Below are 23,999 nucleotides of genomic sequence, written 5' to 3'. Positions count from 1 at the left end.
GCAGAAGCTCAAAATGGCGGCGTCGTCTTGAACGTATCGAAGCGCGCTGCCAACGCTTCTCTGTCGGGATACCATGCGCGATTCGCGGGGAGAACACATAGCTGCTGACCATCGTGTTCCTGGAGACCGTGACGCAACATGGGCCCATCCGCTTCCTCGAGGATGTCCTGGCGGATGTGGATCCGGTAGTTCGGAGAAATACCCATGATATTGGAGTCGTATGCAGCGTGGTGAATCTTGCACAGTGAGAGACCGTTAGTAATCCTCGGGCTTCCGCCGCGGCTATCCTCAACAATATGGGCCGCATCGAGCAGCCTTGAATGACCCAAAGTGCAGACCGCGCAGTGCTCCTGATAGGCCGTCATCACATTCGCTCTGAAGTCCCTTTGATGAAGGCGCGAGCGTACGGTACGTTCGCCGTGCTCAGGGTCGACATCGATTAAAGACCCGGTGTAGCCAAAGTCAACAGGACCCGAAGCGAGGGACCGGGAGGTGAGGTCCAATAGCGCCGTGCGACGGGCTGGAGAGATCTGGATATACACGGGGAAGTAGACATCGAATGCCCCGGTTTCAGTGCCTCGAAAATAGATGACGGGGAGGTTGAGGTCGGCCGCCTGGACGAGGCCCTTATTGTGGTGCTGTTTCTTGGGCGACGCAGTGAACTGATACTCCACCAGACCACCAGACATCTTGTCATGGTAAATGTTCCGATCTTTCCGCCCGTGCGGTACTCCGGTCGTCACGGATAGAGTCGCCAGCAGCTCAGCAGGCTTCCAGATACCCTCCTGAAGAATGAGGTGATGTCTCGCCTCAGGCCGGTGACCCTTGAACTCTTGAATCTGTCGGCGGGTGAGAGGCTTAGTTCCTCCCTCTGTTTTCCGGTCGAGCCAGCCGAAAGCCAACTGACGAAACTCAAGGTCCTGCGCCACGGTCGCGCTCAGCGTTGAACCATGGGAAATAGACGAGACCATATCCTTTACCTTAGGCCATGAGAAGTGGGGCACGGGTGAAGGCTCGGCCCTGATTCATCCGAAGTGCTCACGGGCGGAGCGGATGTGGTTCTCCAGCGCCTCCGCTTCGGGCAGGTCGGTGCCGGGCACTGTCTCCCCGTGCTCCACGTAGAAGAACGAGGCCTCGATCTGGTCCAGCGGCACTCCGTAGAGCCGATGGAAGGCTAACCGGTACACCGCCAGCTGCAGCTGCTTCTCCGTGAGGTCCTTGCCGGTGGGCACCGTGCCGGTCTTCCAGTCGACCAGGTGCCACGTGCATCGGCGCATCTGGGCGTCCCGTTCATCACCTGGCATCAGCTCCCAGCGGCGATGGTCTTCCGCGGTGAGGTCCCGCCCGTCCTGATCACGGCCGAAGACGGCGTCGATTCGTCCACGCACCACCACACCATCGATGGAGGTCTCCACCGGGATCTCGGCGGCATACAACTGCCGCTGCGCCCACTGGGTGCGCGTGAACTGTTCCTTCACCTGGGCGAGGTCGAAGGCGTCGTCGAGCTCCTCATCCCCGCGGCCCGGCTCCTCGATGTCCGGCAGGCGGCTGCGGGTCTCGTAGAACTCCTCGATCCACTCGTGCATCACCGTGCCGCGGCGGGCCGCCTGGGAGGGCTTCACCGGCACCGGCCGACGGGCGAACTCCGCCATGCCCTTGGCGTTCTGGGCCAGGCCGACCACTCCGGAGACGCTGATGTGTGCCGGGAAGGACGGCAGGCCGCTCCCCCGCCGCTGCGCGCGCACTCTGTCGACGATCCACTGGGCCTCCTGCTCCCACGGTGTGGGGTCGCTTTCACCCGGATCCTCCTCTTGGGCCCTGGCCTGCCGGACCAGCTCCGCAGCGCGGGCGAGCGCCGGACGGCGCCCCGGGTCCTCCGCTGCGGCGTCGATCAGCTTCCTGGTCCCCACCCGGGCCTCACCTTCGGGCGCCTCCTGCTCCTGATAGCGGGCGATGGGCATCGGAGCCAGCGGGTCGTAGGGCCAGTGCGCACCGAACATCTGCCCGGCCAATGGGTTGGAGGCCATGTCCTCGACCTCGGCCCACGCCAACCGGGTCTGACCATCTCCACCGCCAGCGTCGACGATCTCGCGGATCTCCTCCAGGAACTCCGAGGGCCCCTTGCCTTTGGCATGTCCGTAGAAGCATGCGCCGGTGCAGATCAGCAGCTTCTTCGCCCGGGTGACGGCCACATAGGCCAGGCGACGTTCCTCCTCCCGGCTGAAGTCCTTCATGTCCTGCGAGTAGACGGAGTTCTCGTCGGTGAACGACTTCAGGCTCCCGGCACCGGCGGCCACTGCCCACTCCTGCAAGGTGCCCTGATCCGTCTCCCACTGTGGGATGCTACGGCGATCACCACGCAGCCTGGCTGGTAACATCCCGTTGCTGCCGGTCCATCGATCAGCCTGTTTGCTGGGGAACTTCTCCTCCCGCAACCCGGCGACGACGACCACATCCCACTCCAAGCCCTTCGAGGCGTGGATGGTCAGCAGCTGCACCGCACCTTCCTGGGGCTCGATGTCAGCCTGCTCCAGCCCCCGTTCCTTCTCCTCGGCGGCCTCGAGCCAGTCCAAGAAGCCGCGCAGATCCGGGGTGGTCTCCGTAGCGGCATAACCCTCCGCCTCATCGATGAGTGCATCGAGCTGCCGGGTCGCGTAGTGCTGCTCCTCCCAGGGGCGAGCCGCGACCTCCACGTCCAGGCCCGTGTCACTGACGATCCGCTGAATCAGCACGCCCAAGTCCAAACCCGCCCACTGCCGCAGACGCCGAACCTGGTCCTTGGCCAGCAGCAACCGGCGATGCCCTTCCGTCGAGAGGCCCAACCGCTCCGCCTGCTCTGGGGTGTCGCGCAGCCGCTCCAGTGCCTCCACCAACGACGACCGTTCGTCCATCTCCAGGACGGTCGACTCGTACCGGTCCTCGGCGTCCGGGGTGTCGGTGGCCCCGGGGCCAGCTCCGCCGCCGTCGTCGACGCGCTGCCGGGAGCCCTCCAGGTCACGCGCCGAGCGCTGCAGCTGGACGAGGTCCTTCGGGCCGATCCGGTAGCGTGCCCCGCCCAGAATGCGGATCAGCGCATCCGATCGGCCCGGGTCCGCGATGACGCGCAGATAGGCCAGCACCTCGGCGACCTCTGGGGTGCGCAGCAGTCCCGAGAGCCCCACCAGCTCATAGTCGATACCCACAGCCCGCAGGTGTTCCGCCACCGTCCCCAGCTGCGCCCGGGTCCGGGCCAGCACCGCGCAGCTGGGCCGTGCCGAGGCGTCCGGCACGTCCAAGGCCGCCCCCAGCTGCTCGGCGATGGCACGGGCTTCCTCAGCCTCTGAGCCGAACCAGCCGTAGCTCACCGTGCCCTCTGCCGCATGCGACGGGGAGCTGAGCGGCTTGAGCTGGTCCCGCAGATGAGCGTTGTGCTGCCTCCACGGCTTGCCCAGGGAATCCGGCGAGTCCGGGCGGAAAGGCCCCACCATCCGGTTGGCGACAGACAGGATGCTGCGCCCGTTGCGCCACGCCACGGTGAGCTGCTTCAGATCGGCAGGACGACGCTCACCACTGTCCGGGTCCACCGCGGGGAACGCATGGGGGAAGTCGAAGAGTTGCCCAGCCGAGGCGCCCCGGAACCCGTAGATGGACTGGTTCGGGTCGCCCACGGCCGTGACCGCGTGGCCAGCCCCCGCCGTCTCGCCACCTTCTGAGGCTCCGCCATCTTCGCCGGTGCCGACTCCGAAGAGGCTGGAGAACAGGGCGAGCTGGGCGTAAGAGGTGTCCTGGAACTCGTCCAGCAGCACGACCCGATACTTCTCCCGCTCGGCGGCTCCGGCGCTGGGGACCTCCATGGCGATGCGCGCGGCGAAACGGAGCAGGTCACCGAAGTCCATCACCCCCTCGCGATGCTTGGTGTCCTGGAAACGGCGGACCAGCTCAGCCATCTCCCGGCGCACCCGGAGGTTCTGGGCGAGCCCAGCCTGGTCCTTGGTCGGCTTCGCCCCGGCGGTCACCCACCCGTCGTAGCGGGCGAGCTCGATGTCCAGGTGCGCCTCGACGTCGTCGGGAGTGCACAGATGCTCGGCACAGTCTGAGGCAAGCTGCATGATGTGCCCCGCCAAGGTGCCGGCGGACTGATCCGCCTCCACCAGCACCTGGGCGCGTTCATAGCTGCTGGTGATCTGGTGGACCATCTGCCACGCCTTGGCTTCGCCGATCAGCTGGGTCTCCGGCTCCAACCCGATCTGCAGACCATATTCACTGACCAGGGTGTTCGCATAGGAGTGGTAGGTCGACACCGACGGGGCCAGCAGGTCCGAAAGCGACTGGGTGCGGGCTGACTCCGCCAGCTCGGCGGGAACGATGTCCTCCGGGGCGATGAGTTCGGCGTCGACAAGCTGGCGCAACCGTCCGGCGATCCGTTCCTTAAGCTCTCCGGCGGCCTTCTTGGTGAAGGTGACCCCGAGGATCTGATCCGGCCCGACGATGCCGTTGGCCACCAGCCACACCACCCGATCCGCCATGGTGGCGGTCTTCCCGGACCCGGCACCGGCGACCACCAGCATCGGGTCCATACCGGTCTCGATCACGGCCTGCTGTTCGGCGGTGGGATAGAGACGCTTCTCAGCCGGGACGTCCCGCTGCAACGCGTCGACGATGTCACAGGCGGTGTAGCGCACCGCAGGACGGTCAGTCATGGTCTCCCCCGTGGTCGTCGTGTGGGTCGATGTGCTCATGGCTGGGTCACCTGTTTCGCGTTCTCGCAGAGCGGGCACAACGCACCGATGCGGCACATCTGCTGGCCATTCGGGTGAAAGGCGTCGAAGCGGGACCCGGACATCACCCGAGCGGCGAGAGTGACCTGCTGGACCGGCCAGTCTTCGTCCTCCGCCAGGGCGGGCTGTCCCTGCAGGTCGACCTTCGCCACGCCCCTGCCCACGTGCAGCAGCGCAGCGCCGAGGGACTCGGAGCCGGCAACGGGCGAACCGTCCTCCCCGCTTGCTCCGGATGCCCCCTTGTCTCCAGCCAGGGCCGCGTCGACTGCGCCCAGCGAGACCATCAGCTGGTAGGCCCCCAGCTGAGCATGAGTAGCGATGTCCTTGTCCGGGGGCTTGTTCTTTCCGGTCTTCAGATCGATGACGAACAGCCGTCCGTCTGCTGTGCGCTCGACCCGGTCGATCACACCGCGGATCTGGACAGTTCTGTGTTTCGAGGCGTCATCCCTGTCATCGTCGGGTTCGCCGACGGGAACCTCCAGGGCTGCTTCGACCTTCAGCTCTCGGGCGGCGACTTCGCGGCCGTCTCGCTCGACGGCACGATAGTACTGGGCGAGCTTGCCGATCATCTGCTCGGCCCGGCGCCGGTCCTTCTCAGACTCCCAACCCTCGTCGCGGCCGAGAGTGTGCCATCGGTCCTCCAGCTCCTGGTGCAGCACGTCGAGGTCGGTCTCTGTGGGGTGGTGTTCGGCGATCTCATGGATCAATGAACCCAGCATGCGGGTGAAGTCGGTCGGCTCCACGCCCCCGGCCGCCTGAGTGAACCACTGCAGCGGCGATTCGACGGCGGTCTGCACGCTCGACGGCGAGACCCGTACGGCGTCTTCGGGCTCCAGCAGCGGCGCCTCGGTGCTGAGCTCGGGCAGCCCCCACCAGTGGTCCGGGTCGGCTCCGGTGAGGTCGGCCGAGGCCAGGCGGGCCAGTGCCCGGGCGGCAGCCTCCCGCTCCTGGACGGTCCCGGGGGCTGCCTCGGCGCCGTCGAGCTCCTGCTGGATGCTGTGCTCCAGGTCACGCCGCAGCTCCGCGATGAGACGCGGCGCGGTGATCGGCCGCGGAATGGCCGACCCCCGGGAGGTGCGCTCATCCGGCGGGAGCACCAGGTCCAGCAGCATCGAGGGGCTCTCCTCCTTGCCGTGGACGGCGACCGCGAAGATCCGACGTCTGGCCCGGGAGACGGCCGAGGCGAAGAGCCGGTATTCGTCCTGCAGCACGTTCATGCGTTTCACCAGCGCCGACTGGGCCGCACTGTCGGTCCGTCCTTCGACGACGTCGACCAGCTGCCCGCTGCCGAGGAGCTGGCCCCGGGGGTTCAGGTTCGGCCAGGCGCCCTCCTGCAGGCCGGTGAGGATGACCGTGTCGAACTCTCGTCCGGCCGCACTGGCGGGGGTGAGCACCTCCACCGCCTGATCGCCGGCTGAGGTCTTGGCCAGCGTGTCCATGGGCAGCTCGAGGCGCTCCATGTGGTCCACGAAGGCCTGAGGAGTCGCACCCGGGTTCTGGTCAGTGAACCGTTCCGCGGCCTGGAACAGGGCCATGACGGCGTCGAGGTCCTGGTCGGCGACACGCCCCTCAGCCGTCGGCTTGCGGGAGACTCCGGCCCAGTGGGCGCTGACCCCGGCGGCGTCCCAGATCTCCCACAGCAGCTCTTCGGGGCCTGCCGCGGCGTCGAAGGCGGCACGACCGGCCCGGATCATCGCCGCGATCCGCTCCGCGCCCCGTGTGAGGTGCCGGTACCGCTGCTGGGACCGCACGTCGACGATCACGGCGTCCTCTGGCTTGTTGACGGCGGCGCAGAGCAGATCGTCCGAGCTGCGCGGCTCACCGGCAGCACTGCGCCGCTCCTGCTGCCGCAGCACCTGGCGCAGGCTCCGCAGGGTCATGGAGTCTGCCTCACCGTAGCGGCTGGCAAGCAGCCCGATCACCTCGGACAGTTCGACGTCCCGCACCTCCGGGTCCGCGACGATGCTCAGCACCTGCAGCAGCGGCGCGACGGCAGGCTCATGGTTGAGCACCACGTCACTCATGGACTGCCGCACCGGAACCCCTTGGGCTTGGAACATGCGCACCAGCCGCTTCAGCATGGTCCCGTTGCGGGCGATGACGGCGATCTGGTCGAAGGGCACCTGCGCCCGGTGGTGCCGGTCGAGCACCTCCTGGAGGACGAACTGTTCGGCTAGGTAGTCCTGGGGCACCACTTCGACGGAGCAGGAACCGGTGACGCCGTCGGTGCCGTCGGTGCCGTCGGTGCCGTCGGCACTGTCGACTCCGACGGCGCTGTCCGCGCTGTCGCCCTGCCCGCCGTCTTCGAGCAGTGCCTCCCAAGGGCGCCGGGCCACCGGCGGGCCGATGGGGGCGAGCCGTCGCAGCACACGCGCGTACACCCGGCCGACCGTCGAGGCGGCCCGGTGGTTCGTCTTCAGCACCATGACCCTCGGTTCCATGCCTGGCAGTCCGCCATGCGGGTCCGGGATCATCGCTCCGGAGACGCTGCGACGCACCACGCCGTCCACGACGAGGTCGGTGTCAGGGTCCAGTCCGGCGTCCTCCGCGCTGAGGCGCTGTGGCGGCACCGCCCAGTTGCGCAGCTTGTCCGGCCGGGCGCCCCGGAAACCCTGGACCGCCGTCTCCGGGTTCGCGAAGGCGACGACGTCCTGACCGGCCCCGATGAGCCGCAACAGGCGGAAGACGCTGGGGGTGGCCTCCTGGACGTCGTCGACGATGATCCGCCGCAGGCGCAACCGCTCGTCTTCGAGGAGCTCCGGGTTCTCCTCAAGCAGGTTGCAGGCCTCGTTGATCAGCCCGGCGGGGTCGAAGGCGTCCGCGTTGGAGCCAGCGTCGAGGTCTTCCCGGTATTGCTCATAGAGATCGGCCGCTGCCTGCCACTCCGGACGCCGACAGGATTCCGCCAACGCCCGCAGCCGGTCCGGTGAGACGCCGTACTCCGCGGCACGGTCGAACAGCTCACGGATCTCCTTGCGGAACCCGTCGGTGCTGGCGGCTTCCTGCAGCGCCGCAGGCCAGCTGACCGCTGTCAGACCTGTGGTGGCATCCGGGGCCAACAGCTGACGGATGATGCTGTCCTGCTCCGCACCGGAGAGCAGGCGAGGCTGGCGGGCGCGGAAAGTCAGGATCTCCCGCCGTCGGGCCTCCCCGAGCAGCCAGAAGGCGTAGGAGGAGAAGGAACGCGAGGGCTGCTCGGAGAGGGAGCCTCCCCGTCCACTGGTGTCCCGGCTCGCCCAGGAGGTCTCGATCTCATCGCGCAACGCTGCCGACGTCGCCCGGGTGGGTGAGAGCACGAGGAGCCGATGGGAGTCCTGGCCGGACTCCAGATGACGTAGTGCCAGCTCCACAGCCACGGTGGACTTCCCGCTGCCCGGACCGCCGTGCACCAGGATGGGGCCGTGATCGGGCTCGGCGACGGCGGCGAGGACCTGGCCTTGGGTCTCATCGAACTCCATGCCAGCCATTCAATCAGAGGGGTGTGACATGATCGCCGGGCCAAGGGGCTATGGTGACCACCCGGCGGGGTCGGACTGCCAATCCGTCCGAGTTATCTCACTGATGGCCACCGATCCAGTTGCCGTGCTCGTCATACTGGTCCTCGAAGATCTTCGGCGGCCGGTCACCCGGCTCCAGCTCCACCGGCCCGTTGCAGCCCCACTCCTCCTGGCTGCGACACGGCCCGGAGACATTGCGCGCCGACTGACGCCAGATGTCGGCCTCCCCCGGCGTAGCCGAGACCTCTGAAGACCCGGAGATCACGATCCATTCCCCGCCCTCGAGCCGATACTGTCCCGAGAACATCGTGGTCACCGCCACCTCAAAGACACCCGTCTCCTCATAGACATGACTCGTCGGGGTCTCCGTGTTCGTCTTGTCCACCGGCTCCCCCGCCCAGTACTCCGGCAGCGGCTCGCCCGGCTGATAGGTGGTGCGCTGGTTCCCGTCACCGTAGTCCCACTGGAAACTCTCAGGGATCGCGCGGATCTCCACGTCAAAGCCCAGGATCTCCGTCTCAACGATCTGCTCCTCCACATCCACGAACATGTGCGTGTGTCGGTTCAGGAAGCCGAACCCCAGCAGATCCGGTTCGAAGGACACCGAACCGCCAACGATCTGGAGTTCAGCGAACTCCTCCTCAACTGCCCCCGGCAGCTGGGCCAAAAGTTCGATGACATCATCCTCGGCGTCCTCCTCATCGATGGTCCCGCCTGTGGTGACACACCGAAGGCCCGCGTTCCCATCGGCATCAGTGACAGATCCGACGTCCTGGCCCGCGGCGTAACACTGACGAGCCACACGCTCACGACACTCAGCGAGACGCGCTTCATTCCAGTCGACACAGAACAGGTCTGATGGCGACTCGACGGAGCCAGAAGGCCTCGCTGCTTCCTGCTCTTCTTGCTGCGAGTCGCGATCTGAGGCGGGATCGGCCGATTCCCGAGAATCACTTTCACCCGGCACCGGAGAATCCTCAGCCGATCGATCCTCAACGCCAGTTACTCGCACCCAATCGTCCCCCATGTCTCCCATGACGTCCTGCGACGGATCAGAAGACGATGCCGACGCGGCATATGCCGGTTGCTGGATGGCCGAGACCAAGAACAGACTCAAGGCAACGATGCTGCGGACCGTGGATTGCATACTTAGTCCTCCGAGGACCGAACGGCTAGCTCATGCACCTGCCACCCCGTCTCGGTGAACTCTACGACAGCTTCACCCAAATCGTAGTGATGATCGCCACCTTTGCCGTAGAGTTCACCGTTCTCGTAAGCAGCAAACTTCCCCTCGAAAATGTCAATCAAGACTGTTGCGCGCCCGTCATCGATAACTGACACAAGAGGATCCTCAATATATGAATCCTCGATGACATACCAGAAGTCTCCGGACTCGTACACGCCAACAAGGCGCTCGCTGACAACTTCACAATACTCGCATTCTGGAGACGAGACATCCCAGAGCGGGCCGTCATCGCCAGTGAGCTGCAAGTAGTTTCGGGCTTCGAACCACGCCTCCACCACCGCGATCGCGCCGTCGGGTGTCTCCTCATAGATCTCGTCCGGCACCTCAGGCTCCGGCCAGTTCTGCGCCGGCCCGTCAGAGGAGGCAGGTATCGGCGTTGGCTCAGCCTCCTCCGCTTCCCCGGACTCGTCAGCGGCCTCTGTGCCTTCAGCCTCCGCGCTGTCCGCCCCGTCGTCGGGCTCGACTGTCGCGGCCGCACCCGTAGTCTCATCAGGCTCCTCGCCGGCCCCACAGCCGACCAGGGCCACCCCGCACAGCGCCGCCAGAGCCAGCGGTCCCCTGCCCTGCCACACCGCGCTCCATCTCGTTCCGCTCACTGCACTCTCCATGACTCGCTCAGTTCCTTCACCACCACACCCTAGACAAAAACGGACACGAGACGTGACGCCCATCTCCTGACCTGTGGATAACCGACGCCCTTGCGAAGCGCCGCTCCGACACTCCAGCATCGGTCATGTCACAGGTCCGGGATAGTGTGGAGGTGTGGACAATCCGATGCTCTTTGACCTCCCCACCAACAACGACTCGTGGCACCTCGGCCGCCGGGTCGGCTTCGACCTGGAGACCACCTCCCGCGACCCACGGGTGGCCCGGATCGTCTCCGCCGCCCTGGTGATCTTCGACGTGCCGCCCGAGTCCGAGTCTGACCAGGTCACCCCGCAGGCCCCGACGCGGGTCCAGGACTGGCTGGTCAATCCGGGAGTCGAGATCCCGGCGGAGACCACCGCTATCCACGGGATCACGACCGAACGCGTCCAGACTGAAGGCCAGCTCGCCGCGGAAGCCATCCCCCAGATCGTCTACGCGCTCTCTCAGGAGTTCGCCGCCGGCACGCCCGTGGTGGTCTTCAATGCGCCCTACGACCTCACCGTCCTCGCCGAAGAGGCCCACCGGAACGGCGCAGACTTCCCAGAGGCATCTCCGGTCATCGACCCTCTGGTGATCGATAAGCAGGTGGACAAGTTCCGCCGCGGCAAACGCACCCTGGGGCACCTCTCCGAGCACTACCGGGTGGCGCTCGACGACGCCCACTCCGCCTCCGCGGACGCCTGGGCCGCCGTCGAAGTCGCCGACGCGCTGGCGTCCCGCTTCCCGCAGACCCAGATCCCCGCCGAGGAGCTCCACCAGCTGCAGATCAGCTGGAAGGCCGAGCAGGCCGCCTCCCTGCAGGACTACTTCCGTAAGACCCGCCCGGACGCCGTCGTGGACCCGAGCTGGCCCATGTGACTGGCCGACCCCGCCACACATCCGGACGCCCAGTCAACTCCGAAGCCGGCTCGAAGCTGTCCGCGCCCTCAGCGGCTCAACGCCACCCGGAACCCGGCATGCCCCAAGGACGTGTCCGCCGTCGCGGAGCTGCGGGCCGAGGTCCGATACCGCCGGCAGTAGGACTCGTGGCACATGTACGAACCCCCACGCATCACCAGCTCATCCGACCCCGCAGACCGCGGGCTGGCCGTCCACTCCCACACATTGCCTGTCACGTTGAACAGTCCGTACCCGTTCGGCTCGAAGGACCGCACCGGGACCGTCCCCACCGGACCGCCCGGGTCATCCGGGAAGCTGCCCGGGAAGATGTTCATCCGCCGCACACCGTCCGGGTCACGCACCGCGCCCCACGGATAGGGCTGCTGGTCCAGCCCCCCACGCGCGGCGAACTCCCACTCCTGCTCCGACGGCAGACGGGCGCCCAACCAGGCCGCATAGGCCGTCGCGTCCCGCTGCGAGACATGGGTCACCGGGTGATCCTCCCGGCCGCGCGCCGAGGACCCCGGCCCCTCCGGGGCGAACCATGTCGCACCCGGCACCTGGCACCACCAGGGAGCCTCCGACACCCGAGGCAGCCGTTCAGCCACCTGGGGCGCCAGCTTTCCGGCGAACACCAGCGAGTCCCCGCACCGCTGGGCATCGGTGACGTGCCCTGTGGCCAGCACGAACGCCGCGAACTCCGCCACCGTCACTGTGGTCGCCGAGATCGCTAAGGGCGCCACCTCCACCGTCCGCACCGGCCCCTCCCCGTCCTGCGGGTAGGCCAGCGCATCCTCACTGCCCATCCGGAAGGCGCCGCCGTCGAGCCCCACCAGGGCCAGCTCACTCGGAGCCGCGGCAGCCAGTGCCTTCAGCTCAACTCTGCCGGGGCCTGGGACGGCAACACCCAGCGCGCCGCCGTCGGACGACGCGTCGGAAGCCGCGGGAGAAGTCGAAGCAGTCGCCCCACGGGAGGCGGCGCAGCAGGTGGGTGCATCATCTGTGGAAACCATCTCCCCCACCTTAACCATCGCGAACATGTACGCTGGCCACGGCCCGTGTCTCCACGGGCCTCCCTATTCACACGCAGACCCAGAAGGAGGGATGCAGGATGACTGAAGAGCACGTCTCCCACCACGACGGAACCGTGTCTCCCCCTGCTGACGGAGCCACCGTCTCCCCTCCGAACATCGTGGTCATCCAGGCGGACCAGATGGCCGCCCAGGCCCTGGGCGCCTACGGCGACGAGGCGGCCAAGACCCCGCACATCGACGCATTGGCCGCCGAGGGTGCGGTCTTCGACCGGGCCTACTGCAACACTCCGCTGTGTGCGCCGTCCCGGGCCTCCATGATGACCGGCACCATGCCCTCCGAGCTGGGCTGCTTCGACAACGGCGATGACTTCGCCTCCTCCGAGCCGACGTTCGCCCACCACCTGCGCAATGTCGGTTACCACACCGCCCTGGTGGGTCGGATGCACTTCATCGGCGCCGACCAGCACCACGGCTTCGAGGAACGGCTCACCACCGACGTGTACCCGGCCGACCTGGACATGGTCCCGGACTGGGACCTGCCCTTCGACCAGAAGCTGCAGTGGTACCACGACGCCGAGGCCGTCTTCGACGCCGGGGTCTCCGAAGCCTCGGTCCAGCAGGACTTCGACGACGAGGTGGCCTTCCGCACGCTGCGTCATCTCAACGATCGGGTCCGGGCCGACCGGTGGGCCGAAGCCCACGGGGAGCAGGCCCGGCCGTTCCTGATGGTCACCAGCTTCATCCACCCGCATGACCCCTACGAGCCGCCCCAGGAGCACTGGGACAGGTTCGGCGACGGAGACATCCCCGACCCCGCTCATCCGGAGGTCCCGGATCCGGCCTCCGATCCGCACAGTCACCGACTGCGGGCCATGAGCGGATTCGACGTCCGGGAGCCCGGCATCGACGAGGTCCGTCGGGCCCGCCACGCCTACTACGCGGCCGTCAGCTACATCGACGACCACGTGGGGAGGATCCGGGCGCAGCTGGAGAAACTGGGGCTGATGGACAACACGGTGATCATCGTGACCGCGGACCACGGCGACATGCTCGGCGAGAAGGGCCTCTGGTACAAGATGTCCCCCTACGAGCAGTCCGCACGAGTGCCGATGATCGTCCACGGCCCGGAGCACCTGGTGCCGAAGGGGCGGTACCGGACCCCGGTCTCCCTGCTGGACCTGATGCCCACGCTGCTGCAGCTGGGGCAGGCTCCCGCGGCGGAGACCCGCGGGGACTCCATGCTGGAGATCGCCCGCCGGGAGGCCGCGGGAGAGCTCGATCCGGACAGCCGGGAGGTCGTCATCGAGTACCTGGCCGAAGGCACCGTGCGCCCCCAGCTGACCATCGTCCGCGGCCCGCACAAGTTCATCACCTGCCCCGGGGACCCGGACCAGCTGTTCGACCTGCAGGCCGATCCCGACGAGCTGCGCAATGTGGCCGACGGCCCGGCCTACGCCGACGTCGTCACGACCCTGCGGGGTGAGCTGGACGCCCGCTACGACCTCGCCACGCTCGAGGACCAGGTCCGGGCCAGCCAGCGCCGGCGGCGTCTGGTGGCCGAGGCGCTGAGCAAGGGTCAGTCGCGCAGCTTCGACTTCGACCCGGACCCGGAGCAGCGCTACGTGCGCGGAGACTTCTGGTCCGCCCTGAAGTACGGCACCATCCGCCAGCCGGCGGGCTGACGCAGCCTGCAGAACAACGAGTGGCCACGAATCACGGCATCTGGGGCTCTGACACGGCGTGCCACCCCGGAGATCCGGTGATTCGTGGCCACTCGATCTGCACGTGACGCCGCAGCCCGGACGCCGGCGCGGGCCTCAGCCCGCGGGAGACTCCGCAGCGGCAGCGGCCTCGGCGGCAGCCGGCAGGGCATCAAGGATCCGCTCGACGGCGGCGTCGTCGTGCGCGGCGGAGAGGAACCAGGCCTCGAACACGCTCGGCGGCAGGTACACCCCGGCCTCCAGCATGGCGTGGAAGAACGGCCCGTACCGGAACGTCTCCTGCGCCTGAGCTGTTGCGTAGTCCTTCACCCCGGACGCGGAGGTGCCGAACGCCATCGAGAACAGCGAGCCCACCTTCTGGATGGAGTGGTCCACCCCGGCGGCGTCCAGCGCCTCTCCCAGGGCGGAGGCCACCGTCTCGGCCTGCCGGTCGATGTGCTGGTAGACCTCCGCAGTGGCGTGCTCCAGGGTGGCCACACCGGCGGCCATCGCCACCGGGTTCCCGGACAGCGTGCCCGCGTGGTAGACCGGACCGGTCGGGGCCAGGTGCTCCATGACCTCACGGCGTCCGGCCACCGCAGCGGTCGGCAGCCCACCACCGATGACCTTGCCGAAGGTGAACAGGTCCGGGGTCCAGCCCTCGACCCGGCCGGAGGCGCCCCAGTAGCCGGCCTCGGTGATGCGGAAACCGGTCATGACCTCGTCGAAGATCATCAGCGCACCGTGCTGGGCGGTGATCTCCCGGATGAAGGCGTTGAAGCCCTCGGCCGGGGGCACCACGCCCATGTTCGCCGGAGTGGCCTCGGTGATGACGGCGGCGACGTCGTCACCCCGCTCGGCGAAGACCTGCTGCAGGGCGGCACGGTCGTTGTACTCGATCACGATGGTCTCGGAGGCCTGCGCCTCGGTCACCCCGGCGGAGCCGGGCAACCCGAGGGTGGCCACACCCGAGCCGGCAGCGGCCAGCAGCCCGTCGGAATGCCCGTGGTAGCAGCCGGCGAACTTGACCACCAGGTTGCGTCCTGTGGCCCCGCGGGCCAGGCGGATCGCCGTCATCGTGGCCTCGGTGCCGGTGGAGACCATACGGATCATCTCCGCCCCGGGCACCCTGGCACGCACCAGCTCGGCCAGCCGGGTCTCGGCGGGGTGGGATGTGCCGAAGCCCAGGCCGGCGTCGACGGCGGCGTGGACGGCCTCGATCACCTGCGGGTGCTTGTGCCCCAGCAGCGCGGGACCCCAGGAGCCGACGAGGTCCACGTACTGCGTGCCCTCGGCGTCGGTGAGGTAGGGGCCCTCGGCAGAGAGCATGAACGCCGGGGTCCCGCCGACCGAGCCGAAGGCCCGCACCGGGGAGTTCACCCCGCCGGGCATCAGGTCACGGGCGGAGTCGAAGAGCTGCTGGTTGGTGGTCTGCGGGTCTGTCACAGGGTCCTCTCGCATCACGGGGTCTACAGGTCAGGAGTTCTCGCGCAGCCAGCGGCCGATCTCAGCGGCGTGGTAGGTCAGCACGTTCGTGGCGCCGGCGCGGCGGATCGCGGTGATGGACTCCAGGATCACGGCCCGGCGGTCCACCCAACCCTGCGCGGCAGCGGCCTCGATCATCGCGTACTCGCCGCTGACCTGATAGGCCGACACGGGCACAGCGCTGATCTCGGCGACGTCGGCCAGGATGTCCAGGTAGGCGGTGGCGGGCTTGACCATGATCATGTCCGCGCCTTCGGTGATGTCCAGCTCGGCCTCACGCAGCGCCTCGGTCCGGTTGGGCGCGTCCATCTGGTAGGTGCGCCGGTCCCCGGAGAGCTGGGAATCCACCGCCTCGCGGAAGGGACCGTAGAACGCGGAGGCGTACTTGGCCGAATAGGCAAGGATCGGCACGTCCTGGTGGCCGGCCTCATCCAGCGCCTGGCGGATCACCGCCACCTGGCCGTCCATCATCCCCGAAGGGGCGACGACGTCGGCACCCGCCTCGGCCTGGGCGACACCCATCTGCGCGTAGATCTCCAGCGTCGCGTCGTTGTCGACCGCACCCTCGGCGGTGAGCACGCCGCAGTGGCCGTGGTCGGTGAATTCGTCCAGGCAGAGGTCGCTCATCACCGGCAGTTCCTCCCCCACACGCTCTTTCACCGCCCGGATGCTGCGGTTCAGGATGCCTTCCGGGTCCAGAGAGGCTGTGCCGGAGGCGTCACGGACGGCGGGGATCCCGAAGAGCATGATCCCGCCCAGGCCCAGCTCGCGGGCCTCCTCGGCGGCCTCCAGCAGCGTGGCCTCGGTGTGCTGCACGACCCCAGGCATGGAGCTGATCGGGCTGGGCTCGGTGAACCCCTCGCGGACGAACACCGGAAGGATCAGGTCGGCCGGGTGCAGCCGGGTCTCGGCCACGAGACGGCGCAGGGCGGGGGTGCGGCGCAGGCGCCGCGGACGGCGGGCGGGGAAACTCACGCGGGCTCTCCTGAGGTCGAGCGGGCGACGCCGTCACCGGCGCCTCCCTCATTCTAGTGATCCGGGCACGCTGCGCGATCCGTGGACTCCAGGTTCGCCGTGGGCGACTCACCGGCGTCGCGGCCGCCGCGACGTCTTCACCCTGTGGAGAAGGCGATCTCCACCCGCCGGTTCGCCGCGAAGGTCTCCGGGGCCTCCTCGTCCTCATCCACCGCGGGGTCCTCGTCGGCGACGCCGGAGACCTCGAGCTCCAGGTCCGGGCGCACCTCTTCGATGACCTCCGCGACCGCTGCCGCGCGATTCTCGGAGAGCTCCTGATTGTCGAAGTCGACGTGGTCCCCCGGCGGGCGGGAATCAGTGTGGCCGGTCACCGAGACCTCGGCCTCCTCCGGCACGTCATCGATGAGCTCTCCGATGCGCTCCGCGGCGGCCTCGGAGACGTCCCATTCGTTGACGTCGAAGAGCACGTCGGTGGCCAGAGAGATGATGGTCTCCCCGCCCTCCTCGCGGGTGTCGTCCAGGGTGTCGATGTGCCCGTCCGGGTCCAGGCGCCTGATGTGGCCGTCCGGGTCGAGGCGGTTGATGTGACCGCCCGGGTCCAGCCGCTCCACGTGGCCGGAGGCGTCTGCGGCGTCCCACTCGCCCTGCTCGACCTCATCCCAGGCATTGCGCTCCTGGATGTCATCGGCAAGCGCCGGGGCCGCTGGGACCATCACCATCAGGCCCGAGGCGCAGACTGCAGCCGGGATCGTGGTCCGCGCCTTCCGCCGAGTCCTCATACGAGTCCTCATCCCTCCTCGGGCTCCTCGTCAGTGCCTGCCCCGCCCTGGAACGACACGTCCTGCAGGTGCGGCCTCTCCCGAGCGAACCGGATGTCCAGCGAGTCGACGTCATCCTCGATCAGCGGGTAGAAGCCCCACCAATAGATCGCCTCGCCGTCGGAGGCTGTGGGCATGCCTATATGTGCCGTCGTGCTGTTGTGGTGGAAGGCTCGGTACACCTTCAGGTTCTCGCGGTCGTAGATCCGGGGCAGCGGGCCCGGAGAGTTCGACGCCTGGTCGCCGAGCATGTCGTGGATGCTCATCGAGTCGCCCTCATCCTCCAGCTGCGGCCAGTAGTAGAGCTCCATCAGCAGGAACTCGTCGGTCTCCTCCAGCGTCGCCACGCTCACGATCACCGAGTCGTCCCCGCCGAGCTCGTACTCGATGGAGGCAAGGGCCTCCTCCGGCGGGACGGCCCGGCTGCCGTCCTGAGCCTGGACGATCTCGCGCGCACCTGCTGGCCGATCGGTGTCCTCGTCAGCGTCGCCGTCGGCATCGTCACCCTCCGGGCCGTCGGCACCCGCCTCGGCGTGCTGGTCATCGGCCGCAGAGTCCGCCGGATGCGGGTCCTGATCCTCTGGAGCTTCGTCGTCCAACAGGCCGCAGGAGCTCAGCAGCAACGCTGAGATGCAGGCTGTGGACAGCGCAGCTGTGGTGCGTCGTGATGTCATATCCCCTCACCTCTCGCCATCGCGTGCGGGACATCACACGCTACCAAGGGCCGGTCAACCGTGCATCCGCATCAGGCTGCTCCCCGAGCACGGCGCCGAATGGCTCTGCGGGGTCCGTTCCGGCCGATCAGGGCCTCCGCAGCGCCCGCATCACGGCACCGGCGGTCACGTCGTCAAGTGTCCGGGCAGGGAGCTCCAGCTCCCGCAGTGCCTGGGCGGTGGGCCGGCCGATGGCGAGCAGCCGAGGTCTCACTCCGTCGGCGAGCCGCAGCTGCGACCAGGCCCGTGCCGCCGTGGAGCTGGTGATCAGCACCGTGTCCGAGGTGCTGAGATCACCGGTGTCGACGACGTCGACGGCCTCCTCCCCGGTGAGCCCCGACGGCGGCAGTGCGCCGGCGTGCACGCGTCTGACGGTCTCATAGGCGGTGGTGTGGGTGACCTCCCAGCCGGCGGCCCGGAGGCCCTCCACCAGCTGGGATCGGGCCTGGGCGGACTGGGGCAGCAGGATCCGCTCACCCGAAGCGGGCTCCGGCAGTTCGGTGAGGATCCCGGCCGCGCTGGCCTCTCGCTGCGGCATCCAGACCCGGTCGCGCACAGCCGGAGGCAGCGACCGCGCGGTCCCGGCCCCGGTGACCCCGATTCGGGTGACGGAGGGCACGGTCCCGTCCCACCCGGCCTGCTGCAGCGCCCAGACCGTGGTGCCGGATGTCAGCAGCAGCCAGTCGAACTGACCGGCCGTCAGCCGCCCCACGGCGTCACGCAGCGGGGTCAGATCAGTGGGGAGCCGCTGCCGGGTCAGCGGGAGGAAACCGACGTCGACCCCTGCGGCCTGCAGCCCCTCCTCCAGACGACCGGCCTGGTCAGGCCATCGGGTGAGGATGATGCGCACAGCGGCTCCTGACGTCGGATGGAGCGGATGGGACCTCCCCGAGCTTAGTCGCATCGGCGCGACACGGCCCAGTGCGTCGTCATCACCACACGCCGTCATCGCACCGTGGTCACAGGGCGGTGACCCGGCGCAGCGTCGGCCGGCTGGCCACCACACCGAGCAGCACCACCAGCACCCCGGTGACCAGCACGGCCGCCACAGTCGCGGCGGACGCCGGGGCCAGCAGCACCGCCGCGCCCAGCAGCGGCAGAGCGCTCAGCGCGGCGGCCACCACAGCGATGACCACCACGGCGATCAGCGAGCGCATCACCGCCAGCCGACGGATCGCGGAGAGCTGGGAGAGCTCCAGGCCCATCTTCGCCAGCGAGGAGTACAGGTCCCGGCGGTCCAGCACGTGGGCGGTCTGGCTGATGCCCACTGCGCAGGCGGTCATCACGAAGGAGACCCCCAGGGTGAGCAGGACGCCGCGCTGGATGTCGCCCAGCAGGGTCAGCTCCTCGGCGGCCATCGGAGCTCCGCCGGCCAAGGACGCCAGACCCATCCCGGCCCCGGCGATGACCCCCACATAGGTGGTGATCGCGATCCCACCGATCTGCTGCCATATCTGCTGCGGGGACTCCAGCACGCTGCGCGCGGCGATCAGCTGCTCGGCGGTGCGCGCCCGGCCCAGCTGCCACTGGGCCACGATCTTCAGCACCCAGGGGCCGAGCAGGTGCACCGCCACCAGCGGCACGGCGATGACCGCCAGGATCATCGTCAGCACCACCGCCAGGGAACCGAACCCGATCACCTGGGCGAACACCTGTGCCAGCACCACCCCTGCGGCGGCGAGCAGCAGCCGTATCCAGTGGACACGGGCCGGCAGGGCGCGGGTGCGCACCCCCAGCGGGGTGATCTCGATACGACGCATGCCGACCGCCGCACTGGCCACAGCGACGCTCAGCAGCGTTGCCGCGGCGACTGCCAGGGCGACCGGTCCCATCCAGAGACCCTGGGTGCCCATGCGGGCCCCGGCGAAGGGAATCAGGCCCACCAGCGGCATCAGAGCCAGGTAGAGCAGTGCACCGAGCGTCACGCCGACGGCGGCCAGCATCGCGGCCTCGGTCAGCGCGAGTCCGCGCAGCTGACGGCTCGAGGCGCCGAGCAGCCGCAGGCTGGAGAGCCGTTCGTCGCGCCGGCGGGCCATCAGCCGTGCCGAGGAGGCCATGAGCAGCACCATCGGCACCGCCAGCAGCACCAGGGCGACGGCGGCCAGCATCAGGTACAGCCCGGCCAGTTCACCCTCGATCCGGAAGAACCACCCGGCACCGCCGATCACCATGTAGGCGATGCCGCTGGTGATCGCGAACGCCGCCACGGGCAGCCCCCACACCTGCGGCTGGGAGAAGAGCCGGGAGAGGAAGAGGCGGTTCATGCGGCCACCTGCGCGGAGTCGTGGACCACTCGCCCGTCCTGCAGGCGGATGAGCCGGGAGCAGCGGGAGGCGACGGTGGCGTCATGGGTGACCACCACCAGCGGGGCGCCCCGGGAGACCGTGGAGTCCAGCAGCGCGTCCAGCACCGCCGCGGAGGTCGCCGAATCCAGGGCGCCGGTGGGCTCATCGGCGAAGACGACGGCGGGGCCGGACACCTGGGCTCGGGCGATGGCGACCCGCTGGGCCTGGCCTCCGGAGAGCTGGCCGGGGCGGCGCTGCTCATAGCCGGCCAGCCCCAGGGCCGCCAGCCAGCCGGCGGCCTCCTGCTGGGCCTGGGCCCGTGGGATCCCGGCGACCATGCGGGCGATCGCCACGTTCTCCAGGGCGGTCAGCTCGGGCAGCAGCAGGCCGTCCTGGAAGACGAATCCGATGTGCTCACGGCGCAGCCGGGCCCGCTGCTCGGCGGTACGGGTGGAGAGGTTCACCGGCGGCTGACCGGGCGACAGGGTGACGAGCACCTCCCCGGTGTCCGGCTGGATGATGCCGGAGAGGACGTGCATCAGGGTGGTCTTCCCGGAGCCGGAGGGGCCCATGATGGCCACGGACTCTCCCGGGTGGACGCTCAGGCCGGCGTCGACGAGCGCCTGAGCGGAATCGTAGGTCTTCGAGAGCGAGTGGGCCTGCAGCACAGGCGGGGCATCGGTGATCATGCCTCCAGCATCCGCCGCCGGGGCACGTCCACACATCGGAGCACAGGCTGATCCTGGTCTCATCCTGCAGGATGAGGCCGTCCTCGGTGCGGGCGCTGGCTCAGGCGTCGATGGCTCAGGTGTCGATGGCTCTGGTGTCGATGGCTCAGGTATCGATGACGTGGGCCAGCAGCCCGGTGTCCTCAGCGAGCAGCTGCTCGGCCACCTGGGTGCCCAGATCGACCGCCGCCTGCAAGGACCCTGTCCCGCGGCGGACGGTCACCTCAGCCCGGGCGCGCTGGACGGAGGACCCGTCCGGGGCGCAGACCATGGTGTCCAGCCGCAGCACCGCCGGACCGCCGGTGTCCTCCGAGGAGCTGCCCTCGGAGAAGCGAGCGAGCCCGCCGATCGGGGCCGAGCAGCCGGCGTTGAGCCGGGCCAGCAGAGCACGCTCGGCGGTGGTCTCCAGGCGGGCGGCGACGTCGTCATACTCGCGAAGCGCATCCCCCAGCGGGGCGCCTGCAGTGGCGTCCTCGGTGCGGACCTCGACCGCCAGGGCTCCCTGACCGGGCGCCGGCAGCATGACGTCGGGCTCCAGCAGCTCGGAGATGTGATGCTGCAGCCCCAGCCGGCGCAGTCCGGCACCGGCCAGCACGACGGCGTCCAGGTCGCCGCGGGCGGCGTCGGGCGCCTGGGTGGAGACCTCGGCGGCGTCCTCGCGGCCCTTCACCCGCGCCAAGCGGGTGCCCACGTTGCCTCGGATGTCCACCACACGCAGGTCCGGGCGGGCGACGAGCAGCTGGGCGGCGCGCCGCGGGGAGCCGGTGCCCACCGAGGCGCCTTCGGGCAGCTGGGCCAGCGGCAGGTCTCCGGCGGAGCACAGGGCATCGCGGACGTCCTCACGCGCCGGGACCGCGGCGATGCACAGTCCGTCGAGATCTTTGGCCGGCAGATCCTTCAACGAGTGGACCGCGACGTCACAGGTACGGTCGAACAGCGCCTGCCGCAGAGCGGAGGCGAAGACCCCCGTGCCGCCCATCTGCGCCAACGGACCGGTGAGGATGTCGCCGTCGGTGCGCACGGTGATCAGCTCATGGCCCCTCCCGGAGACAGCGGTGAGCGCCTCGGCCACCGTGGTGGTCTGGGTCCGTGCGAGCCGGCTGCCGCGGGTGCCGACGCGGAAGATGCTGGAGTCCCCCATCAGCCCTGCGGCACGCCGACTTCAGAGTCGACGGCCGCCACCGTCGGCTTCTCCGTACCGTCCAGCATGACCTTCACGCAGCAGTTGGGCCGGCAGACGTCATACCAGGGTCCGAAGTCCGTCAGGCCCTCCCGTGCGGGACGCTCCTCCACCTGGGCAAGCCGCTCGGCGATCATGTCCACCAGACCGCCCACGAACTCCTGGTGGGTGCCTGGGGTCGGGGTGCGCACGAAGGCCAGTCCGAGCTCCTCGGCGGTCTCCTTCGCCTCGGTGTCGAGGTCCCAGAGCACCTCCATGTGGTCCGAGACGAAGCCCAGCGGCACCACGACGACGGCGGTGACGCCCTGCTCCTTGGCGAGGGTCTCCATCGCGTCGTTGATGTCAGGCTCCAGCCACGGCACCGAGGGGGGACCGGACCGAGACTGGTACACCAGAGACCAGTCGACGCCCTGGGCCTCGGGGGCCATCTCCATGAGCAGCTCGGCCACGGCCAGGTGCTGGGCGGAGTAGACGTCGGCGCCATGGGCCTCCCCCGGCTCAGCGCCGGCCTGCTCGGTCAGCTGTGCGGCCAGCGGGCGCGGACCGGCCGCGGCGGCGTCGGAGTTCGGAATGGAGTGGGTGGCGAAGAGCACGTGGACCGTGCCGTCGGCCCCGGCGGCGGCCTGCATCTGTTCCAGGCCTGACCGCAGCCCCGGCAGGAAGGACTTCACGAAGCCGGGGTGGTCGAAGTACTGGCGAACCTTGTCCACCTCGAGGTGCCCCTCCAGCCCGGTCTCCCGCAGCGCCTCCCCGAGGTCCTCGCGGTACTGGCGGCAGGAGGAATAGCAGGAGTACGCCGAGGTGGTCACCGTCAGCACCCGACGGTGGCCGGCGTCGTGGATCTGCTGGAGGGTCTCGGGCACGTAGGGGGCCCAGTTGCGGTTGCCCCAGTAGACCGGCAGGTCGACCTCGCGCGCGGCGAGCTCGGCCTCCAACGCGGCCTTCAGCGCCCGGTTCTGCTCATTGATCGGACTGACCCCGCCGTTGGCCCGGTAATGGGTGGCGACCTCCTCGAGGCGCTCATCCGGGATCCCCCGGCCGCGGGTGACGTTGCGCAGGAAGGGGATGACGTCGTCCTGGCCCTCGGGGCCCCCGAAAGAGGCGAGCAGCACGGCGTCGTACTGCTTGGGCGCCATGACGCCTTCGGCATCGAAGCCCTGTCCGGTGTCGTGGCCGGCGTCGTGGCCGGCGTCGTGGCCGGCGTCGTGGGTCGTGGAGCTCATGTCAGCGCAGCACCTCTGCGATCTCGGGGGTGGTGGGGAGGCGACGTCCGGTGTAGAAGGGGGTCTCATCTCGGACGTGGTATCGGGTCTCCGACTCCCGCAGACGTCGCATCATGTCCACGAGGTCGGTCAGCTGGGGCGACTCCAGGGCGAGCAGCCACTCCCAGTCGTTCAGCGCGAAGGCGCTGGTGGTGTTGGCCAGCACGGAGGGGAACTCCTGGCCGAGCATGCCGTGCTCACGCAGCAGGGCACCGCGCTTCTTCGGGTCCATCAGGTACCAGTCGTAGGACCGGTTGAACGGGTAGACGACCAGCCAGTCCTCGGCTTCGACACCACGAGCGAAGGCCGGCACATGGCTGCGCGCGAACTCGGCGGTGCGGTGCACGCCCATGGCGGAGAACACGATGCGCGCCGGACCCAGCAGCGCCGTGCGGTGCAGTCGGCGCAGTGCCGCCTGCAGCGCCTCGGCCGAGTGGCCGGTCAGCCAGGTCATCACATCGGCGTCAGCCCGCATCCCGGAGACGTCATAGACCCCGCGGAGGATGACCTCGTCCTCGTCCAGGCCGGCGACGACGGCGTCGAACTCCTCGGCCAGGTCGGAGGCCTGGTCGGCAGCCTGGTCGGCGGGCCCCTCGGGCGCACGGACGACCGAATCGGAGCTGTCCGTGCGGGCGAAGACCGTGTACAGGGTGTACCAGTCCTTCCCCGAGGAGTTGACCTCTTCCGGGGTCCTCTGGGCGTTGCGGCCGTAGCTCATGCATTCCTCCTGCTTCTCGACGCCGTCCCAGCCTATCGGGAGGGAACGACACGACGCCGGATCGTCCTTCTACA

The 23,999-nt window shown here is 68.8% G+C and carries 18 protein-coding genes; 2 read left to right on the top strand and 16 right to left on the bottom strand.

The window, feature by feature from the left end:
• Positions 1-8 precede the first annotated feature (8 nt).
• The 5 genes from ACYVKI_RS02080 to ACYVKI_RS02060 all read right to left on the bottom strand — a co-directional run bounded on the left by ACYVKI_RS02080 (position 9) and on the right by ACYVKI_RS02060 (position 10,108).
• The gene (locus ACYVKI_RS02080; RefSeq protein ID WP_460688685.1) at positions 9-1,004 is read right to left on the bottom strand and encodes an HNH endonuclease; all 996 of its coding nucleotides are present in this window, start codon (positions 1,002-1,004) and stop codon (positions 9-11) included.
• A 21-nt stretch (positions 1,005-1,025) separates the two neighbouring features.
• A complete protein-coding gene (locus ACYVKI_RS02075) occupies positions 1,026-4,718 on the bottom strand; it encodes a UvrD-helicase domain-containing protein (RefSeq protein ID WP_460688684.1) in 3,693 nt (1,230 codons plus the stop codon).
• Positions 4,715-8,215 (bottom strand): PD-(D/E)XK nuclease family protein, encoded by a 3,501-nt coding sequence (locus ACYVKI_RS02070; RefSeq protein ID WP_460688683.1) that lies wholly within the window; start codon positions 8,213-8,215, stop codon positions 4,715-4,717. Before ACYVKI_RS02070 ends, ACYVKI_RS02075 begins: the two co-directional genes overlap by 4 nt.
• A 97-nt stretch (positions 8,216-8,312) precedes the next feature.
• The gene (locus ACYVKI_RS02065) at positions 8,313-9,401 is read right to left on the bottom strand and encodes a hypothetical protein (protein WP_460688682.1); all 1,089 of its coding nucleotides are present in this window, start codon (positions 9,399-9,401) and stop codon (positions 8,313-8,315) included.
• 2 nt (positions 9,402-9,403) lie between these two features.
• Complete coding sequence (locus ACYVKI_RS02060) at positions 9,404-10,108, bottom strand: DUF6318 family protein (RefSeq protein WP_460688681.1); 705 nt, start codon at positions 10,106-10,108, stop codon at positions 9,404-9,406.
• Positions 10,109-10,274: 166 nt separating this feature from the next.
• Between ACYVKI_RS02060 and ACYVKI_RS02055 the strand changes: the two genes are divergently transcribed.
• Positions 10,275-11,006 carry an exonuclease domain-containing protein gene (locus ACYVKI_RS02055; protein WP_460688680.1) on the top strand — a complete coding sequence of 244 codons (732 nt, stop codon included), beginning with the start codon at positions 10,275-10,277 and terminating at the stop codon, positions 11,004-11,006.
• A gap of 68 nt (positions 11,007-11,074) precedes the next feature.
• On the opposite strand, the gene ACYVKI_RS02050 is transcribed toward ACYVKI_RS02055, so the two are convergent.
• Complete coding sequence (locus tag ACYVKI_RS02050) at positions 11,075-12,040, bottom strand: formylglycine-generating enzyme family protein (RefSeq protein WP_460688679.1); 966 nt, start codon at positions 12,038-12,040, stop codon at positions 11,075-11,077.
• 98 nt (positions 12,041-12,138) lie between these two features.
• On the opposite strand from ACYVKI_RS02050, the gene betC reads away from it, so the two are divergent.
• Entirely contained in the window at positions 12,139-13,743 is a 1,605-nt protein-coding gene (gene betC / locus ACYVKI_RS02045) for a choline-sulfatase (RefSeq protein WP_460688678.1), read from the top strand.
• Between the two features lie 135 nt (positions 13,744-13,878).
• Here betC and hemL read toward each other — a convergent pair whose 3' ends face one another.
• From hemL to hemQ, 10 genes are all read right to left on the bottom strand, one after another.
• Positions 13,879-15,207 (bottom strand): glutamate-1-semialdehyde 2,1-aminomutase, encoded by a 1,329-nt coding sequence (hemL, locus tag ACYVKI_RS02040; RefSeq protein ID WP_460688677.1) that lies wholly within the window; start codon positions 15,205-15,207, stop codon positions 13,879-13,881.
• A gap of 30 nt (positions 15,208-15,237) precedes the next feature.
• A complete protein-coding gene (gene hemB / locus ACYVKI_RS02035; protein WP_460688676.1) occupies positions 15,238-16,221 on the bottom strand; it encodes a porphobilinogen synthase in 984 nt (327 codons plus the stop codon).
• Between the two features lie 137 nt (positions 16,222-16,358).
• Positions 16,359-17,012, bottom strand: a complete 654-nt coding sequence (locus tag ACYVKI_RS02030; RefSeq protein WP_460688675.1) for an OmpA/MotB family protein — start codon at positions 17,010-17,012, stop codon at positions 16,359-16,361.
• Positions 17,009-17,713 (bottom strand): hypothetical protein, encoded by a 705-nt coding sequence (locus ACYVKI_RS02025; RefSeq protein ID WP_460688674.1) that lies wholly within the window; start codon positions 17,711-17,713, stop codon positions 17,009-17,011. The genes ACYVKI_RS02030 and ACYVKI_RS02025 overlap by 4 nt, the downstream gene beginning before the upstream one ends.
• Before the next feature lie 127 nt (positions 17,714-17,840).
• Positions 17,841-18,602 (bottom strand): uroporphyrinogen-III synthase, encoded by a 762-nt coding sequence (locus tag ACYVKI_RS02020; protein ID WP_460688673.1) that lies wholly within the window; start codon positions 18,600-18,602, stop codon positions 17,841-17,843.
• Between the two features lie 109 nt (positions 18,603-18,711).
• Positions 18,712-20,016 carry an FtsX-like permease family protein gene (locus ACYVKI_RS02015; protein WP_460688672.1) on the bottom strand — a complete coding sequence of 435 codons (1,305 nt, stop codon included), beginning with the start codon at positions 20,014-20,016 and terminating at the stop codon, positions 18,712-18,714.
• Entirely contained in the window at positions 20,013-20,726 is a 714-nt protein-coding gene (locus tag ACYVKI_RS02010) for an ABC transporter ATP-binding protein (RefSeq protein WP_460688671.1), read from the bottom strand. The genes ACYVKI_RS02015 and ACYVKI_RS02010 overlap by 4 nt, the downstream gene beginning before the upstream one ends.
• Before the next feature lie 145 nt (positions 20,727-20,871).
• Positions 20,872-21,906, bottom strand: a complete 1,035-nt coding sequence (gene hemC / locus ACYVKI_RS02005) for a hydroxymethylbilane synthase (protein WP_460688670.1) — start codon at positions 21,904-21,906, stop codon at positions 20,872-20,874.
• The gene (locus ACYVKI_RS02000) at positions 21,906-23,081 is read right to left on the bottom strand and encodes a ferrochelatase (RefSeq protein WP_460689381.1); all 1,176 of its coding nucleotides are present in this window, start codon (positions 23,079-23,081) and stop codon (positions 21,906-21,908) included. Before ACYVKI_RS02000 ends, hemC begins: the two co-directional genes overlap by 1 nt.
• An 88-nt stretch (positions 23,082-23,169) precedes the next feature.
• Entirely contained in the window at positions 23,170-23,925 is a 756-nt protein-coding gene (gene hemQ, locus ACYVKI_RS01995; RefSeq protein WP_460688669.1) for a hydrogen peroxide-dependent heme synthase, read from the bottom strand.
• Between the last annotated feature and the right edge of the window lie 74 nt (positions 23,926-23,999).

It is taken from the genome of Nesterenkonia suensis, from assembly GCF_054782935.1.
This window is presented reverse-complemented; position numbering and strand designations above follow the sequence as displayed.

What these genes read in the sequence shown, in the direction of transcription:
- ACYVKI_RS02050 (WP_460688679.1), bottom strand. Translation starts at nt 12,040, where the DNA reads ATGGTTTCCACAGATGATGCACCCACCTGCTGCGCCGCCTCCCGTGGG.
- hemQ (WP_460688669.1), bottom strand. Translation starts at nt 23,925, where the DNA reads ATGAGCTACGGCCGCAACGCCCAGAGGACCCCGGAAGAGGTCAACTCC.
- ACYVKI_RS02025 (WP_460688674.1), bottom strand. Translation starts at nt 17,713, where the DNA reads ATGACATCACGACGCACCACAGCTGCGCTGTCCACAGCCTGCATCTCA.
- ACYVKI_RS02015 (WP_460688672.1), bottom strand. Translation starts at nt 20,016, where the DNA reads ATGAACCGCCTCTTCCTCTCCCGGCTCTTCTCCCAGCCGCAGGTGTGG.
- ACYVKI_RS02060 (WP_460688681.1), bottom strand. Translation starts at nt 10,108, where the DNA reads ATGGAGAGTGCAGTGAGCGGAACGAGATGGAGCGCGGTGTGGCAGGGC.
- ACYVKI_RS02055 (WP_460688680.1), top strand. Translation starts at nt 10,275, where the DNA reads ATGCTCTTTGACCTCCCCACCAACAACGACTCGTGGCACCTCGGCCGC.
- ACYVKI_RS02065 (WP_460688682.1), bottom strand. Translation starts at nt 9,401, where the DNA reads ATGCAATCCACGGTCCGCAGCATCGTTGCCTTGAGTCTGTTCTTGGTC.
- ACYVKI_RS02010 (WP_460688671.1), bottom strand. Translation starts at nt 20,726, where the DNA reads ATGATCACCGATGCCCCGCCTGTGCTGCAGGCCCACTCGCTCTCGAAG.
- betC (WP_460688678.1), top strand. Translation starts at nt 12,139, where the DNA reads ATGACTGAAGAGCACGTCTCCCACCACGACGGAACCGTGTCTCCCCCT.
- ACYVKI_RS02070 (WP_460688683.1), bottom strand. Translation starts at nt 8,215, where the DNA reads ATGGAGTTCGATGAGACCCAAGGCCAGGTCCTCGCCGCCGTCGCCGAG.
- ACYVKI_RS02030 (WP_460688675.1), bottom strand. Translation starts at nt 17,012, where the DNA reads ATGAGGACTCGTATGAGGACTCGGCGGAAGGCGCGGACCACGATCCCG.
- hemC (WP_460688670.1), bottom strand. Translation starts at nt 21,906, where the DNA reads ATGGGGGACTCCAGCATCTTCCGCGTCGGCACCCGCGGCAGCCGGCTC.
- ACYVKI_RS02000 (WP_460689381.1), bottom strand. Translation starts at nt 23,081, where the DNA reads ATGGCGCCCAAGCAGTACGACGCCGTGCTGCTCGCCTCTTTCGGGGGC.
- ACYVKI_RS02075 (WP_460688684.1), bottom strand. Translation starts at nt 4,718, where the DNA reads ATGAGCACATCGACCCACACGACGACCACGGGGGAGACCATGACTGAC.